The organism is Nocardioides sp. Leaf285 (assembly GCF_001422955.1).
Classification (GTDB): domain Bacteria; phylum Actinomycetota; class Actinomycetes; order Propionibacteriales; family Nocardioidaceae; genus Nocardioides; species Nocardioides kribbensis.
In genome coordinates, this window is sequence record NZ_LMNH01000002.1 from 91130 (window position 1) to 106782 (window position 15653).

A 15653-nucleotide genomic window follows, 5' to 3' on the forward strand; every position below is an offset into this window, starting at 1 on the left:
GCGGTCGTCAGGGGGCGAGCGGGGCCACGTGGTCGCGGATCCAGCCGAGCAGCGGCGTCATCAGCGCGACCGCCTGCTGGCCGGCGGGGGTGAGGGAGTACTCCACGTGCGGCGGCACGACCGGCAGGGCCTCGCGCAGCACCAGGCCGTCGGCCTCGAGGGTCTGCAGGGTCTGGATGAGCATCTTCTCGCTCACCCCGTCGATGCGGCGCTTGAGGGCGCTCCAGCGCAGCGTGCCCCCGGCCAGGGTGACCAGCACCAGCACGCCCCACTTGCTGGTGACGTGCTCGAAGACGGCGCGGGTCGCGGGGCACAGCGAGTCCACGGGCACCGCGGCGGCGGGGGTGCCGGGGAGGGTGGTCACGATCCGACCTTACTCCGAGGTGAGTACCCCACTTCGAAGTGCGTACCCCACCGCGGGAAGGGTGTCGGGGCGGGCGCGGTTGGCAGGGGCGGGGCCGCCGACGGCGCGGCCCGCCGCGGTGACCGCCGCGGCAGCGACGTGTGGAGGAGACAGGGATGACGATCGTGGTGAGCGGGGCGACGGGGCAGCTGGGCCGGCGCGTGGTGGAGGAGCTGCTGGCGCGGGGTGTGGCCCCGGCCGACGTGGTGGCCGGCGGTCGCGACGAGGGGCGGCTCGCGGCGCTGGGCGAGGCGACCGGCGTGCGCACCGCGCGGATGGACTACGACGACCCCGCGACCCTCGGGGCGGCCCTGTCGGCCGGCGACGTGTACCTGCTCGTCTCCGGCAGCGAGCCCGGCGGGCGCGTGCCGCAGCACGCCGCGGCGATCGACGCCGCCGTCCACGCCGGCGTCGCGCACGTCGCCTACACCAGCGTCCTCGGCGCGGGCGCCACCCCGCTGTCGCTGGCCGCGGAGCACGAGGCCACCGAGGAGCTGCTGCGCGCCAGCGGGCTGCCGGTGACGCTGCTGCGCAACGGGTGGTACACCGAGAACTACGCCCCCACCCTCGAGCAGGCGCGCGCCACCGGCGTCGTCCTGACCAGCACCGGGGCGGGCCGCGTGGCCAGCGCGACCCGCGACGACTACGCCGCCGCCACCGCGCGCGTGCTCGTCGACGTGGCCGCCGGCGACGGCGCCGAGCACGTAGGTACGGCCTACGAGCTCTCCGGCGACCACGCCTGGGACGCCGAGGAGCTGATCGCCGCGCTCGGCGAGGTGCTCGGCCGTGACGTCACGCTGCGGGCCGTCGACACCGACACCCACGTCGCCGCCCTGCGCGAGGCGGGGCTCGACGAGGGCACCGCGGGCTTCGTCGCCGGTCTCGACGCCGCCATCGCGCAGGGCGCGCTCGCCGCGACCCCCGGCGACCTGTCCCGCCTGGCCGGGCGCCCCACGACCCCGCTGGTCGACGCCCTGCGCGCGATGGCCTGAGCCCGGGAGGCGCGTCGCGCCCCGCCCGGACGGGCGAGGTCGGGGCGGGGCGGGCACGGGAACGGCGCGGAGCGCCTAGGCTCCCCAGCAGGACGCCGCGACGCGCCGGGCCCCCGGCACGACCGGGCCGTGCCCGCCGTACCCGCAGTGACCGCCCGCCCCCCTCGCCCCCTTGTCGCCTGGAGCCCCGCGTTGACCGACGTCCGACCGTCGCACACCCCCGCCTACGGCGGTGTCGACCTCACGACGTGCGACCGGGAGCCGATCCACGTGCCCGGCGCGATCCAGCCCCACGGCGTGCTGCTGGCCCTGGAGCCGGACGACCTGACCGCGGTGGTGGTCTCCGCCAACTGCGAGCAGCTGCTCGGGGTGCCGTCGGGCGCCGCGCGCGGACGCGCGCTGGCCGAGCTGCTCGGCGAGGCGGCGGCCGCGGCGATCGCGCCGCGGGCCGCGAGCCCCACCAAGGGTGAGCCGATGGTGCTGCGCCTGCCCGAGGACCTGCCGCTGGCCACCGGTGCGCGCGGCGCGCTGGCCGGGGCCGACGTCGACGTCACCGTGCACCGCTCCGGGGAGCGCGTGGTGGTCGAGCTCGAGCAGCTCGGCGGCCCGGGCGCCGGCACGCTGTCCTACCAGTCGGCGCGCGGCGCGATGGCCCGCCTGGCCAGCGCCGGGTCGGTGCCGGAGCTGGCCGACCGGCTGGCCCACGAGGTGCGCGGGCTCAGCGGCTTCGACCGGGTCATGGTCTACCGCTTCGACCAGGACTGGAACGGCGAGGTCATCGCCGAGGACCGCCGCGAGGACCTCAACCCCTTCCTCGGCCTGCACTACCCCGCCACCGACATCCCGGCCCAGGCCCGGCGGCTCTACACCGTGAACTGGACGCGGCTGATCGCCGACGTCTCCTACACCCCGGTGCCGCTCGACCCGGTGCTCGACGAGGTCACCGGCGCCCCGCTCGACCTGTCGCACTCCACGCTGCGCAGCGTCTCGCCGATCCACGTCGAGTACCTCACCAACATGGGCGTGGGCGCCTCGATGTCGGTCTCGCTGGTCATCGACGACGAGCTGTGGGGCCTGGTGGCGTGCCACCACTACTCCGGGCCGCACCGGCCCAGCCACGACGCGCGCGCCGCGGTGGAGTTCCTGGGGCAGGTCGCCTCGCAGATGATCAACGACCGCGAGCGCGCCGACGGGCGCGAGGCCGCCATCGGGAGCCAGGCCGAGCTCAACCGGTTCACCGCCGCCCTCACCGCCTCCGAGCTCAACCCGCTGGTGCAGCTCATGGCCGACCCGGCGCTGCTGCGCCTGGTCGGGGCCGGCGGAGCCGCGCTGTCGGTGGAGGGCGTCATCACCACCACCGGCCGGGTGCCCGAGGAGCGGCACCTGCGCCGCATCGGCGCCCTGCTGCACCGCCCCGACGGCCGCGCCGTGCACACCCACCACCTCGGCGTCCTCGCCCCCGACCTCGAGGAGGTCGCCGACGTCGCCGCCGGCGCGATGGTGATCGGCAGCAGCGACCCCACCAGCTGGCTGATGTGGGTGCGGCCCGAGCTCGAGGAGGTCGTCGACTGGGGCGGCGACCCCACCAACAAGCTGCTCTACGACGCGGAGGGCCCCGAGGTCCGCCTCAGCCCCCGCAAGTCCTTCGACAAGTGGCGCCAGGTCGTGCGCGGACGCAGCGAGCCCTGGACCGCCTGGCAGGTCGACACCGCCGAGGCCCTCAACGCCCACGTCACCGGGGTGCTGCTGGCCCGCTCCCGCGAGCAGATCGCCATGGCGGAGTCGCTGCAGCGCTCGGTCGTGGCCGAGGTCGCCCCCGACTTCGACGGCGTGGAGATCGCCGCGCGCTACCTGCCGGCCTCGACCTACCAGCTCGGCGGCGACTGGTGGGACGCCTTCGAGCTCGACGACGGCCGGGTGGCCTTCGTCGTCGGCGACGTCGCCGGCCACGGCGTGCAGGCCGCGACCGCGATGACCCAGGTGCGCACCGCGCTGCGGGCCTACCTCTTCGGCGGCGACACGCCCGCGGGCTGTCTCGACCGGCTCGACCGGCTGATGGACGGGCTGCTCGACCAGCGGGTCGCCACCGCCCTCGTCGGGGTGCTCGACCGCGCGAGCGGCGTGCTCCAGCTCTCCTCGGCCGGCCACCTCCCGCCGCTGCTGTGCGTCGACGGCGAGGCCCACGAGCTGTCGCTGCGGCAGCGCCCGCTGCTCGGCATCGGGGTGGGGCAGGCCGTCGTCGACGAGGTCGACCTCTCCGGCGGCGCCACGGTGCTCATGTACACCGACGGCCTGGTCGAGCGTCGTGGCCTCGACATCGCCGAGACGCTCGAGCAGCTGCGCGTCACCTCCTGCGTCGGACCCGGCGAGCGGATGCAGGAGTGGGTCGACGAGATCGTCGAGGCCGTCGCCGGCGTCAAGGACGACGACACCACCGTGCTCGCCATCCGGATGGGCCCGCAGGGCTGAGCCCGACGCCCCTGAGCGGGGGCGTGTGCGGGGCGTGAGCGGGGCCGTGGCCGAAGGCGTCAGGCCACGAGCACGGCGAGGGCCGCGGCGACGGCGGCCACGAGGGCCAGCACCGCGCGGGCGAGGTCGGCGCGCATCAGCAGGCGCAGCAGGGCCGGGTCGGGCCGCACGGCGCCGGTGGGCCCGGGCCGGCCGAGCCGGCCGTGGGTGGGGGCGGCCAGCGTGGCGGTGACCGCGACGGCGCCGCCGGCCGCGGCGAGGGCGACCAGCTCGGCGGGACCGGGCACGACGAGCGCGGCGACGACGCCGACGACCAGCAGGGCGCCGTAGACGAACCCGACGAGCGGGGCGATCACCCGCGAGTGCCGGGCGTGGGCGGTGGGCCAGCGCTCGGGCTGCTCACGTCCGGTGGCCACCAGCACGGGGTAGACCAGCGCGCTGACGACCGCCTGGAAGCCGAGGTGGAGCCACGTGACGGCGATCAGCGCCGCCCGCACCACGTCGGGGTCGCCGAGCGGACCGCTCACGGGGTGGCGCTCACAGGTCGGCGCTCACAGGTCGGCGCTCACAGGTCGGCGAGCACGGTGCGGGCGGCGCGGTCGCCGCTGACCAGGGCGCCCTGGATGGAGGCGGTGTCGCGGTGGTCGCCGCAGACCACGACGCCGGAGTCGAGGGCCTGGCGGCGGCGCGCGGCCAGCGGCGCGGGCTGGGCCGGCAGGGCGTGCTCCACCTCGTGGCGCACCACCACGCGCCACGAGGAGGTGTCGACCCCCAGCAGGAGCCCGGCGTGGCGGCGGATCTCGCCGTCGGTGGCCGGCGCGGTGCCGCGCCGCAGCAGGGCCGAGCCCTGCACGAGGTGGCTCCCCTCCGGTGCGTACGTCGGGGCCGCTGCGGACACCACCGCGGTGTTGACCAGCGGACCGGCGGGCACCTCGCGCGCGTCGACGTGGAGCATGCGGGCCTCGGTGGCGCTGCGCAGCCCGACCGGCTCGTCGGTGGCGAACCACGTGGTCACCACGCCGCGGGTGCGCACCGGCTCCAGCGCGGTGAGCCCGGCGGCGTCGACGCCGTCGGTGGCCACCACCACGCGGCGCGCCCGCACGGAGCCGGCCGGCCCCTCGACGAGCACCCCGCGGGGCCCGGCGGAGCCGACCCGCTCGACGCGGTGGTCGAGCCGCACCCGCCCGCCGAGCGGCGCGGCGAGCTGCTCGGGCAGCGCCTGCATGCCCTGCGCGGGCAGGCCGGGCACACCGGTGAGGAAGGAGCGCAGCAGCAGCAGGGCGAAGGCCGAGGAGGTGGCGCCGGAGTCGTCGAGCACCACCCCGGACAGGAAGCGGTCGAGCACCCGGCGCAGCAGACCGTGCACGCCGGCCCGGTCGAGGGCGGTGCGCAGGTCGGTGTCGCCGCCGCTGGTGAGGTGGTGGGCCAGGTGGCGTCCGGCGGGGTGGCGCAGCAGGGGCGCGGCCCAGCGGGCCAGGGGCAGCACGTCGAGGGCGCGGGGCGCCACGTGGCGCAGCGTGGAGGGCAGCGTGCGGGTGGCGCGCAGCGGGTCGCCGAGCAGCAGCCGGCCGTCGTCGGTGCCGGCGACGACCCCGGCCCCGAAGGACTGCAGGCCCAGCGCCGGGGCGTCGACCCAGGCGCGCACGGCGGCGTAGGCCGGGTTGAGCAGCTGAAAGCCGCGGTCGCACCGGTGGCCGTCGACCACGTCGGTGCGGATCCGGCCGCCGACGGCGTCGCCGGCCTCCCAGACCTGCACGTCGAGGCCGGTGTCGGCGAGCACGCGGGCGCAGCGCAGGCCCGCGAGACCGGCGCCGACGACCAGGACGTCGGTCTCGGTCGCGGCGGCGCTCGCTCCGGTCGCCTCGGCGGCGGTGCCGGCAGGGGTCACGTCAGCGGACCGCGTAGCGGTCGACGTAGGACACGACGCGGTTGAACATCGCCGTAACCGAGGCCAGGTCGGCCAGCGCGGGGTCGGGGGAGCTGGCCAGCTCGTAGAGCACGGGCCGGGCCTCCTCGACGCCGGCGGCCTGGGCCACGCGGGCGCAGACCCGGGCCGCGTCGCGCACCGGGCCGGGCTCCACGGTCCACAGCGACTCGAAGACCCGGTCGCGGTCGGGGGTGTCGTCCTGACCGGGCAGCTCCCAGGCGGTGAGGGCGGCGGAGAGGTCGGGGGCGTCGCAGACCACGGTCCACTCGCGGCGCATCGGGGCGTCGTGGGGCAGGGTCACCGCCATCGGCTTACGACGCGGCGGCTGCGGTCGCGCGGGACGCGTCGGGCGCGCCCCGGCGCCGGGCTGCGACCCGGGCGCGCCGGCCGAGGCGGGCCCGGCCGACAGCGTGGTGGTGCCGTCGTCGGAGCTGCGGGTCACGGGCGGGCTGGTGAACTCGGCGAAGACGAAGGTCTGGCGGGCCACCCGCGCCAGCTCCTCCCAGCGCTGCTGGGAGTGGGCGTAGAACTTCTCGTGCTGGAAGGCGCCGAAGAGGTAGGGCCGGTCGGCGAGCGCGCAGAACTCGTCCTCGATGGCCCACGACAGCGCCAGCAGCGTCGACTTGCGCAGGCGGTAGCTGGTGAGCCGCGGGTGGAGCCGGCGCAGCTCGGCGTAGGCCGACGGGGTCGTCGGCTCGGCGTCGGACCAGGCCGCGGAGACCGCCTGCTCGACGGCGACGTCGAGGCGCACCCCCATCTGGCGGCGGCGGATCACGTCGAGCACGACCTCGACGTCGGCCGCGGAGTAGCGCCGGTGACCGCTGTCGCGGCGCTGCGGGTTGGGGAAGCCGTGGCGCTGCTCCCACATGCGCAGCGTCGCCGGGGCGACGCCCGTGCGCGAGGCCAGGTCACCGATCGTGAGGGTCTCGGGACCGGGGTTCGACGCGTCGTTCATGGCGCCACTGTAAACCTCCACAGGGTGTTGAGGAACGTGTGGACAACTGTTCACACCCCACCGGGCGGCCCCGGGTGCCCCTCGGACCAGACCAGTGACCGGACCAGTGACCGGACCAGCGGCCGGGCACGTGGCCGGTCGCGAGGCCGGCCAGGAACCGGGCCGGCGGTCGGCCCCGGTCGGCCCCGGTCGGCCCCGGGCTGTCCGGAGAGCCGGGTCAGACCGGCTCGCCGAGGGCGCGGCCGAAGACGACCACGTTGCTCGCGTAGGCCGCGCCGTCCCAGTCGGTGCACGAGATGAGCACGAGGCGCCCGTCGCGACGGTCCTGGCCGAAGACCTGCTGGGCGTTGGCCGCGAGCTGGTCCTTGTCGTAGACCACGACGCGGGTCACCTCGTAGCGCATCCGGCCCCGCGGGGTGGTCACGTCGACCGCTGCGCCGCGCCGCACGTCGCCGAGGCGGTCCAGCGAGCCGCCGCCGGTGTGCACCGTGTGGCCCGCGATCACGGTCTGGCCGCTCTCGGCGCCCGGCTGCGCGGAGGCGTCCCACCAGCCGACGTCGAGCACGTCGGTGGGCGGGTCGAGCACACGGTCGGTGGTGACGGCGACGGGCACGACGGGGGCGTCGATGCGCAGCGAGCGCACCTGCAGCCGCACGGGGTCGGCCGGGCCCAGGTCGGCGTACGACGGGCCGCTGTCGTCGGTGCCGCTGGGCAGGACCAGCCCACCGAGGACGAGCCCGACGCCCAGCACGAGCAGGGCCGTGGTGAGGGCTCCGAGACGGGCGGTGACGCCCGCCCCGGCTCCGGCTCCCGGGCCGGCGGGGCTGTCGGTGCCCACGGCTCAGGCCCTCGTGGCGCGGCGCCAGCTCGCGACGCCCGCGGCGCCGGCCAGGGCCAGCAGCCCGCCGAGGGCGAGGGTGCCGCCGGCGCCCAGACCCTCGTCGGGTCCGGCGGTGGCGCCGGCCTCGGCCACGCCGGCCGGCACCGAGGTGGGCACGTCGGTGGGCTGGGGCGTCGGGGTCGGGTCGGGGGTCTGCGGCGGCGCGCCGACGCGGCCGTTGGGGCCGCAGGTGCTGCGGCCGACCTGGGCGCCGAGCACCTCGACGCCGAAGTCGCTGGTCACCGGGAGCACGGCCAGGTCGAGCGCGGTGACCTCGATGGCGCCGTCACTGGGGCGGACCTGCTTGTTGAGGGTGAGGTCGAGGACGTTCTCCTCCAGCGGCGCGAGCTGCTCCCCGAGGGTCGCGAGCGCCTCCTCCACGACGGCGGCCTGGTCGATCGCGTCGCCCAGCGGGCCGAGGGCTCCGTCGAGGGCGGTGGTGAGCTGCTCCTGCAGCGCCTGCTCGAGCAGCGCCGCGACCTCGCCGAGGTCGGTGACGACCTTGGTGTTGGGGGCGGGGCTGACCGGCAGCGAGACCAGGTCGACGCGCTGTCCCATCACGCGTGCGTAGGCGCTGACGTCGGCGAGGTCGGCGCTGCCGTCGGCGGTGCCGGGCGCGGCCGTGCAGCGGCTCTGGATGGCGCCGGCGTCGAGGAAGACCCCGAGGTCGGCGGCGTCGAGCACCTGACCGACGGCGTCCTGCAGCGCGGGGAAGACCTGGTCGAGCACGGGGGCGAGGGCGTCCTGGAGCTGCTGGTCGAGGCCCTGCAGGACGTCGGACTGCACCAGCTGGACGCCGGTGAGGTCGAGCGACGCGGCGTCGAGGGTGAGGTTCTGCCCCGGGGTCAGGCAGCTGCTGTCGCCGGCGGCGGCGACCGTGGCGCCGTCGCCCGCGAGCCCGGCGCACGCCGCCGAGCGGCCGTCGCGGCCCACGATGCGGGTGGTGGCGTCCTGGGCGAGGGTGCCGGCGCCCACGAAGTCCTGGCCGGCCAGGGCGGTGATCGCCGGGGAGCTCGTGCCGGTGGCGCGCTCGCGGCGGCCGTCGTTGGTCACGGAGTAGGACCCCGAGTCGGTGGGCGTGCTGGCCACCGTGACCTCCAGCGCCGTCGCGCTGGCCTGGGCGACCGGTCCGGCCGCCATCGCCGGGCTCGCGGCCAGCGCGGCCACCGCCGCGGCGGCCGTCGTCGCGGCCACCCGGGTGGCGGTGCGGGCGGTGGTGCGGGCGGTGGTGCGGGCGCGGCCGGTCCGGCCGGGCGTACGGCGTGCTGCGGGTGCTGACATGTCCGAGAAACCCCTCCCAAGGCGTGCGGCCACGCGCGTGACCACGCTCACTCAACGGGGCCGCCCGCTGATGGTTACGCCGGCGCGGCGGCTCCCACCCCTGTGGTGGCCGCGGGGTGGGACGTCATACGCGGGGTGGATGCGCATCCACGGAGCGCATGACGCCCCGGGTGGTCGCGGGTGGTCGCGGGTGGCCGCGGGTGGGACGTCATGCGAGGGGTGGATGCGCATCCACGGGGCGTATGACGTCGTGGGGTGGGTGTGCCGGGCGGCGGCGAGCGGGTGGCTGTGGTGGCCGCGGGTGGGACGTCATGCGGGGGGTGGATGCGCATCCACGGGGCGCATGACGCCCCGCCCGCGCGCCGGCCGGCGCTCAGCCCAGCGACCGGCCGATGCCGCGGGCGGCGACCTCGAGGGCGGCCACGAGACGGGCCCGGTCGCGGCGCAGCGACGGCACGACGATGCCGACGGCGGCCACGACCTCGTCCCCGCGGCGCACGGGCACGCCGACCGAGCACGCGCCGAGACTCATCTCCTCCGAGGTGGTGGCGTAGCCCTCGGCGACGACCCGGTCGAGCTGGCGGCGCAGGGTGCCGGGGGCGACCACGGTGTAGGGCGTCACCCGGGTCAGCCGCGCGAGCACCTGGGCCTGCACGTCGGCGGGCGCGTGGGCCAGCAGCACCTTGCCGACCCCGGTGGCGTGCAGCGGCAGCCGTGACCCGACGGTGCTGACCACCGGCACGGAGGCGTGTCCGCGCAGGCGGTCGAGGTAGAGCACCTCCAGGCCGTCGCGCACCGCGAGGTGCAGGGTCGAGCGGGTGGCGGCGTGCAGGTCCTGCAGGAAGGGCGAGGCGATCTCGACCAGCCCGGCCTGGTGCGGGGCGAGCAGGCCGAGGTCCCAGAGGCGACGGCCGACGACGTACTCCCCGCTCTCGACGCGGGCCAGCGCCCCCCACCCGACCAGCTCGGCCACCAGGCGGTGGGCCGTCGGCACGGGCAGGCCGGCGCGCTGCGCCAGCGTGGTCAGCGAGAGCTGACGGTGGTCCTCGTCGAAGGCCTCCAGCAGCGCCAGCACCTTGCTGGCCACGCTGGCCCCGGGGGCGGAGGAGTTGCCGGCCATGGTCGCGATCCTGCCACCGGGCGCCGGTCGGTGGACCCCGGCCGGCGCCACTCCTCAGGCCGCGGTCGCCGAGGCCCGCACGTGGGCGGGCACGGTGGCCAGGGCGACGACGGCGAGCACGGCCGCGACGGCGAAGGCGTAGAAGCCCCACGGGTAGGCCACGCCGGCGGTGACCAGCGCGCCGCCGAGCGAGGGCCCGACGATGGCGCCGACGCGACCGACGCCGGCCGACATGCCCAGCGCGGTGCCGCGCACCTGCGGCGGGTAGAGGTGGCCGACGAAGGCGTAGACCAGCACCTGGGCACTGAAGACGAAGACGCCCGCCAGCAGCACGCCGACGTAGACCAGCAGCGAGCTCTCGATGCGGATGCTCAGCAGCGCGAGGAAGACCGCCGCGAGCCCGAACCACACCAGCACGGTGCGCTTGTTGCCACGTGCGTCGGCGATGTGCCCGGCGACCAGCAGCCCGATCACGGCGCCCACGTTGAGCACCAGGATGAGGCCGGTGCCGGCCTGGATGGAGTAGCCGGCCTCGCCCATGATCTTCGGCAGCCACGTGTTGAGCCCGTAGACCAGCAGCAGGCCCATGAACGAGGCCACCCACAGCCCCAGGCTGATGCGCAGGTAGACCCCGCGGACCACGTCGGAGGCGCGCGCCGCGCGCGCCACGGGCGCGTCGGGGGTGACGGAGCCGTGGCGGTCGGGGTCGCCGGCGCCACGGGTGGTGGCGCCGGTGGTGCTGCTCGAGGTGGGTCCCGCGGTCGCGCGCTCGTCGCGGGCGCGGAGGTAGGCCTCCGACTCGGGCAGGCGGGCCCACATGACCGGGAGCGTGAGCAGGCCGGCGACGCCGCCGACGACGAACATCGCCTCCCAGCCGTAGGCGTCGACCAGCCACAGCCCGAGCAGGGCGGTGAGCACGGCGCCGACGTGGTAGCCGGTCATCATGCGGGTCACGGCACTGCCGCCGCGGCCGGGCCGCGCGTGCTCGGACATGAAGGCCAGGGCGGTCGGCAGGCAGGCGCCGAGACCCAGACCGGCCAGGAAGCGCAGCACGGTGAATTCGGTGACGGTGCGCGCCAGCGGGAGCACCAGCGTGAGCACGGAGAAGACCGCGATGCTCGTGAGGAGGGCGCGGCGACGACCGAAGCGGTCGGTGAGCGGGCCCACCGCGACCGCGCCGATGCCGACCCCGACCAGGCCGAGGGTGGAGGCCCAGGTGAGTGAGGCGTCGGTGAACGCCAGGGCCCCGGTCGCGGACAGCACCGGGATGACGACCCCGAGCACCACGAGGTCGAAGCCGTCGAGGGCGACCGCGACCCAGCAGAGGGCCACCGGCCACCACGCGGCGGGGCTCGCCGCCCCGGCGGGTCCGGAGGGGACGCCGGCCGCCCCGGGGGAGGTGGTCCCGGAGGCGGTGCCGGGCCGCGCGGGGGTGGGAGAGGGGGAGGAGGACATGGCCTCACCGTGACAGCGCTCACATCACGTCGACCACCGGCCGCTTCCGGTCAGCGGAAGGACGGCGGCGCCGGTGTGACCGGCGTCGCCCTACGGTGCCGGGGTGAGCACACCCATCACCCCGGAGCCCACCCCGAAGCCCACCCCGGAGCCCACCCCGGAGCCCACCCCGGAGCCCACCCCGGAGCCCACCCCGGAGCCCGCCCCCGAGCCCGGCAGCCAGGCCGAGGTCAGCGCCGAGATCGCCGCGCTCGACGGCACCCCCGGGCGCCAGCCGCGCCTGGACTACCCGCCCTACCGGTCCTCCGCCCTGCGCCACCCCACCCAGGCCCTGCACCAGGTCGACCCCGAGGGGCTCGAGCTGTGGGCCCCGGTCTTCGGGCGGCGCGACGTCGACCCGCTGGAGGCCGACCTCACCATCGGCGGGCGCGGCGAGCCGATCGGCGAGCGGATGGTCGTCACCGGTCGCGTGGTCGACGGCGAGGGTCGCCCCGTGCGCCACCAGCTCGTCGAGGTCTGGCAGGCCAACGCCGGGGGGCGCTACGTGCACCAGCGCGACCAGCACCCCGCACCCCTCGACCCACACTTCACCGGGGTCGGGCGCTGCCTCACCGACGCCGAGGGCACCTACCGCTTCACCACGATCAAGCCGGGGCCCTACCCGTGGCGCAACCACCGCAACGCCTGGCGACCCGCCCACATCCACTTCTCGCTCTTCGGCACCGACTTCACCCAGCGCCTGGTCACGCAGATGTACTTCCCCGGCGACCCGCTCTTTGCCCTCGACCCGATCTACCAGGCCGTCACCGACCCCGCCGACCGCGCCCGGCTCGTCGCGACCTACGACCACGACCTCACCCAGCCCGAGTGGGCCACCGGCTACCGCTGGGACATCGTGCTCACCGGCTCCCACCGCACCCCGCGCGAGGACGACGTCGAGCCGGACCACGCCGAGCACCGAGCAGGAGACGCCCGATGAGCACCCCCGCCGCTCCCACGCCCGCTCCCACGCCCGACCCCACGCCCGCCGCGCCCACGCCCGGGCAGACCGTGGGGCCCTTCTTCCACGACGCCCTGCCCTTCCCCCGCGACCGCGAGCTCGTGCCGCCCGGCTCGCCCGGCTCGGTGGTGCTCCGGGGCCGCGTGCTCGACGGCGCCGGAGAGCCCGTGCCCGACGCGCTGGTCGAGCTGTGGCAGACCGCCCCCGACGGCACGGTCGTGCAGCAGCCCGGCTCGCTGCGCCGCGACGGCGTCACCTTCACCGGCTGGGGCCGCTGCGCCACCGACGGCGAGGGGCGCTGGTCCTTCGTGACGCTGCGCCCGGGCACGCCGTACGTCGCCCTGACGCTGCTCGCCCGCGGCCTGCTCGACCGGCTCCAGACTCGGGCCTACCTCCCCGACGCGCCCGACGACGACCTCCTCGCCGCGCTCGGTCCGCGCGCCGCGACCCTGCGTTGCACCGACGACGAGCACGGTCTGCTCATCGACCTGCGGCTGCAGGGCGAGCACGAGACCGTCTTCCTCGACCACGCCGCGCGAGCGGCCCCCGGCGACGGTGGGACACACTGACGCCGTGGCCGACCTCTTCTGGCCCGGCGACCACCGGGCCCGCGACGTCCTCTCCGACGAGGCCTTCCTGGCCGCGATGCTCGACGTCGAGCAGGCCTGGCTCGCCGCGCTCGTCGCCGCCGACGTGGCGCCGGTGCGCGCCCGCGCCGACCTCGGCGGCCTCGTGGGCCCCGGCGACCTCCCCGGCCTCGCCGAGCGGGCCGAGGCCGGCGGCAACCCGGTGCTCCCGCTGCTGGCGCTGCTGCGCTCCCGCCTCGGCGCCGAGACCGACGCCGCGCGCTGGCTGCACCGCGGCCTGACCAGCCAGGACGTCGTCGACACCGCGCTGGTGCTGCTGGCCCGCGCCGCCCTCGACGACGTGGCCACCCACCTCGGCGTGCAGGTCACGACCCTGGTCGCGCTGGTGGAGGAGCACCGCACCACCGCGATGACCGCCCGCACGCTGACCCAGCACGCCGTGCCCACGACCTTCGGCCTCGTCGCCGCCGGCTGGCTCGGCGGCGTGCTCGACGCCCACGACGAGGTCGCCGCCCTCGGCGGGCGGGCGCTGCCCGCGCAGCTCGGCGGCGCCGCCGGCACCCTCGCCGCCCTCGGCGAGCTGCTGGCGCCCGGCCACGACCCCCTCGCGCTCACCACCGAGGTCGCCACCTCCCTCGGTCTCGCGCCGGCCGTGCCGTGGCACGGCGTGCGCAGCCCGCTGACCCGCGTCGGCGACGCCGCCGTGCGCTGCACCGACGCCTGGGGCCACGTCGCGCGCGACGTGCTCACCCTGGCCCGCCCCGAGATCGGCGAGCTCTCCGAGGGCGCCGGGGGCGGGTCCTCGACCATGCCCCACAAGGCCAACCCCGTGCTGGCCGTGCTCGTGCGGCGCGCCGCGCTCACCACCCCCCAGCTCGCGGCCACCCTCCACCTCGCCGCCGCCGACCAGGTGGACCAGCGCGCCGACGGCGCCTGGCACGCCGAGTGGGCCACCCTGCGCGACCTGCTGCGCCGCACCTGCACCGCCGCCTCCCAGACCGCCGACCTGCTCGCCGGCCTCCGGGTGCACCCCGCGCGGATGGCGGCCACGCTGGAGGCCGCGGGCTCCGACGTACGCGCGGAGCAGCGGAGCATGGCCGCCCTCACCGGGCGCGACCCCCGACCGACCTACCTCGGCGCCACCGACGCCCTCGTCGACGCCGTCCTCCACCGAGCCCGTGAGGTGACCCCGTGACCCCCGACCCGACCCCCGACCCGACCCCCGCCCCGCGTCCTGCCCCGGCCACGGCGGGTGCGTCCTCCGGCGAGCCGCCGGTCGTGCCCGCGGTCACCGGGGTGCGCCTCAGCGGAGCCGCCCACCGCGCCGACCTCCCCCTGCTCGTGCTCGGACCCTCGCTCGGCACCTCGGCCGCCACCCTGTGGACCCGCTGCGCCGCGGCCGGACTCACCGAGGCCTTCGACGTCCTGGCCTGGGACCTGCCCGGACACGGCCACAACACCGCCGTGCCCGCGCGCGCCTTCGACCTGGCCGGGCTGGCCGCCGGCGTGCTCGTGCTGGTCGACGAGGTGATGACCCAGCGCGGTGACCCGCCCGCCTCGTCCTTCGCCTACGCCGGCGACTCCGTCGGCGGCGCCGTCGGCCTCCAGCTGCTCCTCGACGCCCCCGACCGCGTCGACGCCGCCGTGCTGCTGTGCACCGGCGCGCGCATCGGCACCGCCGCCTCCTGGACCGAGCGGATGGCCACGGTCACCGACTCCGGCACGCCCGCGATGGTGAGCGGGTCGGCGCAGCGGTGGTTCGGGCCCGGCTTCCTCGACCGCGAGCCCGAGGCCGGCTCCGCGCTGCTGCACGCGCTCTCGGCGGCCCGCGACGAGGGCTACGTCGCCGTCTGCGGCGCCCTGGCCGCCTTCGACGTGCGCGACCGCCTCGGCGAGATCACCGCCCCCGTCCTCGCCGTCGCCGGCAGCCACGACGTCGCCACCCCGCCGGGGTCGCTGCGCGCGATCGCCGAGGGCGTCGTCCACGGCTCCTACGTCGAGCTGCCCGACGTCGCCCACCTCGCCCCCGCCGAGGCCCCCGAGGTCGTGGCCCGGCTGGTGCGGGCGCACCTGCTCGGCGGGTCGATCGACGAGGCGCTCGCCGGCCCCGGAGCCGTCGGCGGCGCGGGTGGTGGCGCTGGTGGCGCGGCGCCCGCGGCGTACGACGGTGACGACCCGCGCGTCGCCGCCGGCCTGGTCACCCGCCGCGAGGTGCTCGGCGACGCCCACGTCGACCGCGCCCGGGCCGCCACGACCGACTTCACCCGCGACTTCCAGGACTTCATCACCGCCTACGCCTGGGACGGCGTCTGGAACCGCCCCGGCCTCGACCGCCGCAGCCGCTCCCTGGTCACCCTCACCGCCCTCGTCGCCCGCGGCCACCACGAGGAGCTCGCGATGCACGTGCGCGCCGCCCGCACCAACGGCGTCACCGTCGAGGAGATCCGCGAGGTCCTGCTCCAGACCGCCATCTACTGCGGCGTCCCCGACGCCAACGCCGCCTTCCGCGTCGCCCAGCAGGTGCTGGCCGACCTCGGGGAGGCTTGAGGGGCGGCTCGGCGGGTTTCACCAGCCGGCTGGCGAA

The 15653-nt window shown here is 76.9% G+C and carries 14 protein-coding genes; 6 read left to right on the forward strand and 8 right to left on the reverse strand.

Annotated features, from left to right (window positions below; all coding sequences use genetic code 11):
- Positions 1–7: 7 nt before the first annotated feature.
- Entirely contained in the window at positions 8–364 is a 357-nt protein-coding gene (locus ASF47_RS05660) for a winged helix-turn-helix transcriptional regulator (protein WP_235558653.1), read from the reverse strand.
- A 155-nt stretch (positions 365–519) separates the two neighbouring features.
- On the opposite strand from ASF47_RS05660, the gene ASF47_RS05665 reads away from it, so the two are divergent.
- Both ASF47_RS05665 and ASF47_RS05670 read left to right on the forward strand, forming a co-directional pair.
- On the forward strand, positions 520–1395 hold the full coding sequence (locus tag ASF47_RS05665; protein WP_056863070.1) for an NAD(P)H-binding protein: 876 nt from the start codon (positions 520–522) through the stop codon (positions 1393–1395).
- 192 nt (positions 1396–1587) lie between these two features.
- Positions 1588–3864: a SpoIIE family protein phosphatase gene (locus ASF47_RS05670; protein WP_056863071.1), complete on the forward strand. Its 2277-nt coding sequence runs from the start codon at positions 1588–1590 to the stop codon at positions 3862–3864.
- 59 nt (positions 3865–3923) lie between these two features.
- On the opposite strand, the gene ASF47_RS05675 is transcribed toward ASF47_RS05670, so the two are convergent.
- The 7 genes from ASF47_RS05675 to ASF47_RS05705 all read right to left on the reverse strand — a co-directional run bounded on the left by ASF47_RS05675 (position 3924) and on the right by ASF47_RS05705 (position 11482).
- On the reverse strand, positions 3924–4391 hold the full coding sequence (locus tag ASF47_RS05675) for a hypothetical protein (protein ID WP_056863072.1): 468 nt from the start codon (positions 4389–4391) through the stop codon (positions 3924–3926).
- Positions 4392–4429: 38 nt separating this feature from the next.
- The gene (locus tag ASF47_RS05680; protein WP_056863073.1) at positions 4430–5752 is read right to left on the reverse strand and encodes an NAD(P)/FAD-dependent oxidoreductase; all 1323 of its coding nucleotides are present in this window, start codon (positions 5750–5752) and stop codon (positions 4430–4432) included.
- A 1-nt stretch (position 5753) separates the two neighbouring features.
- Positions 5754–6746, reverse strand: coding sequence for a DICT sensory domain-containing protein (locus tag ASF47_RS05685; RefSeq protein ID WP_056863074.1), 993 nt, complete (start codon positions 6744–6746; stop codon positions 5754–5756).
- A 217-nt stretch (positions 6747–6963) separates the two neighbouring features.
- Complete coding sequence (locus ASF47_RS05690) at positions 6964–7584, reverse strand: class F sortase (RefSeq protein ID WP_056863075.1); 621 nt, start codon at positions 7582–7584, stop codon at positions 6964–6966.
- A gap of 3 nt (positions 7585–7587) precedes the next feature.
- Positions 7588–8907 (reverse strand): hypothetical protein, encoded by a 1320-nt coding sequence (locus ASF47_RS05695; protein ID WP_056863076.1) that lies wholly within the window; start codon positions 8905–8907, stop codon positions 7588–7590.
- A gap of 373 nt (positions 8908–9280) precedes the next feature.
- Entirely contained in the window at positions 9281–10027 is a 747-nt protein-coding gene (locus tag ASF47_RS05700) for an IclR family transcriptional regulator (RefSeq protein WP_056863077.1), read from the reverse strand.
- Between the two features lie 54 nt (positions 10028–10081).
- Complete coding sequence (locus tag ASF47_RS05705; RefSeq protein ID WP_082500060.1) at positions 10082–11482, reverse strand: MFS transporter; 1401 nt, start codon at positions 11480–11482, stop codon at positions 10082–10084.
- Between the two features lie 103 nt (positions 11483–11585).
- Here ASF47_RS05705 and pcaH point away from each other — a divergent pair, with 103 nt between their 5' ends.
- Genes pcaH through pcaDC form a run of 4 tightly spaced genes read left to right on the forward strand, consistent with a single transcriptional unit; the run spans position 11586 to position 15616 of the window.
- Complete coding sequence (pcaH, locus tag ASF47_RS05710; RefSeq protein WP_082500061.1) at positions 11586–12461, forward strand: protocatechuate 3,4-dioxygenase subunit beta; 876 nt, start codon at positions 11586–11588, stop codon at positions 12459–12461.
- Entirely contained in the window at positions 12458–13051 is a 594-nt protein-coding gene (pcaG, locus tag ASF47_RS05715; RefSeq protein WP_056863078.1) for a protocatechuate 3,4-dioxygenase subunit alpha, read from the forward strand. The genes pcaH and pcaG overlap by 4 nt, the downstream gene beginning before the upstream one ends.
- A 4-nt stretch (positions 13052–13055) precedes the next feature.
- On the forward strand, positions 13056–14264 hold the full coding sequence (locus ASF47_RS05720; protein WP_056863079.1) for a lyase family protein: 1209 nt from the start codon (positions 13056–13058) through the stop codon (positions 14262–14264).
- Positions 14261–15616 carry a bifunctional 3-oxoadipate enol-lactonase/4-carboxymuconolactone decarboxylase PcaDC gene (pcaDC, locus tag ASF47_RS05725; protein WP_235558654.1) on the forward strand — a complete coding sequence of 452 codons (1356 nt, stop codon included), beginning with the start codon at positions 14261–14263 and terminating at the stop codon, positions 15614–15616. Before ASF47_RS05720 ends, pcaDC begins: the two co-directional genes overlap by 4 nt.
- The last annotated feature ends 37 nt before the right edge of the window (positions 15617–15653 follow it).

What these genes read in the sequence shown, in the direction of transcription:
- ASF47_RS05665 (WP_056863070.1), top strand. Translation starts at nt 520, where the DNA reads ATGACGATCGTGGTGAGCGGGGCGACGGGGCAGCTGGGCCGGCGCGTG.
- ASF47_RS05685 (WP_056863074.1), bottom strand. Translation starts at nt 6,746, where the DNA reads ATGAACGACGCGTCGAACCCCGGTCCCGAGACCCTCACGATCGGTGAC.
- ASF47_RS05695 (WP_056863076.1), bottom strand. Translation starts at nt 8,907, where the DNA reads ATGTCAGCACCCGCAGCACGCCGTACGCCCGGCCGGACCGGCCGCGCC.
- ASF47_RS05700 (WP_056863077.1), bottom strand. Translation starts at nt 10,027, where the DNA reads ATGGCCGGCAACTCCTCCGCCCCCGGGGCCAGCGTGGCCAGCAAGGTG.
- ASF47_RS05705 (WP_082500060.1), bottom strand. Translation starts at nt 11,482, where the DNA reads ATGTCCTCCTCCCCCTCTCCCACCCCCGCGCGGCCCGGCACCGCCTCC.
- pcaG (WP_056863078.1), top strand. Translation starts at nt 12,458, where the DNA reads ATGAGCACCCCCGCCGCTCCCACGCCCGCTCCCACGCCCGACCCCACG.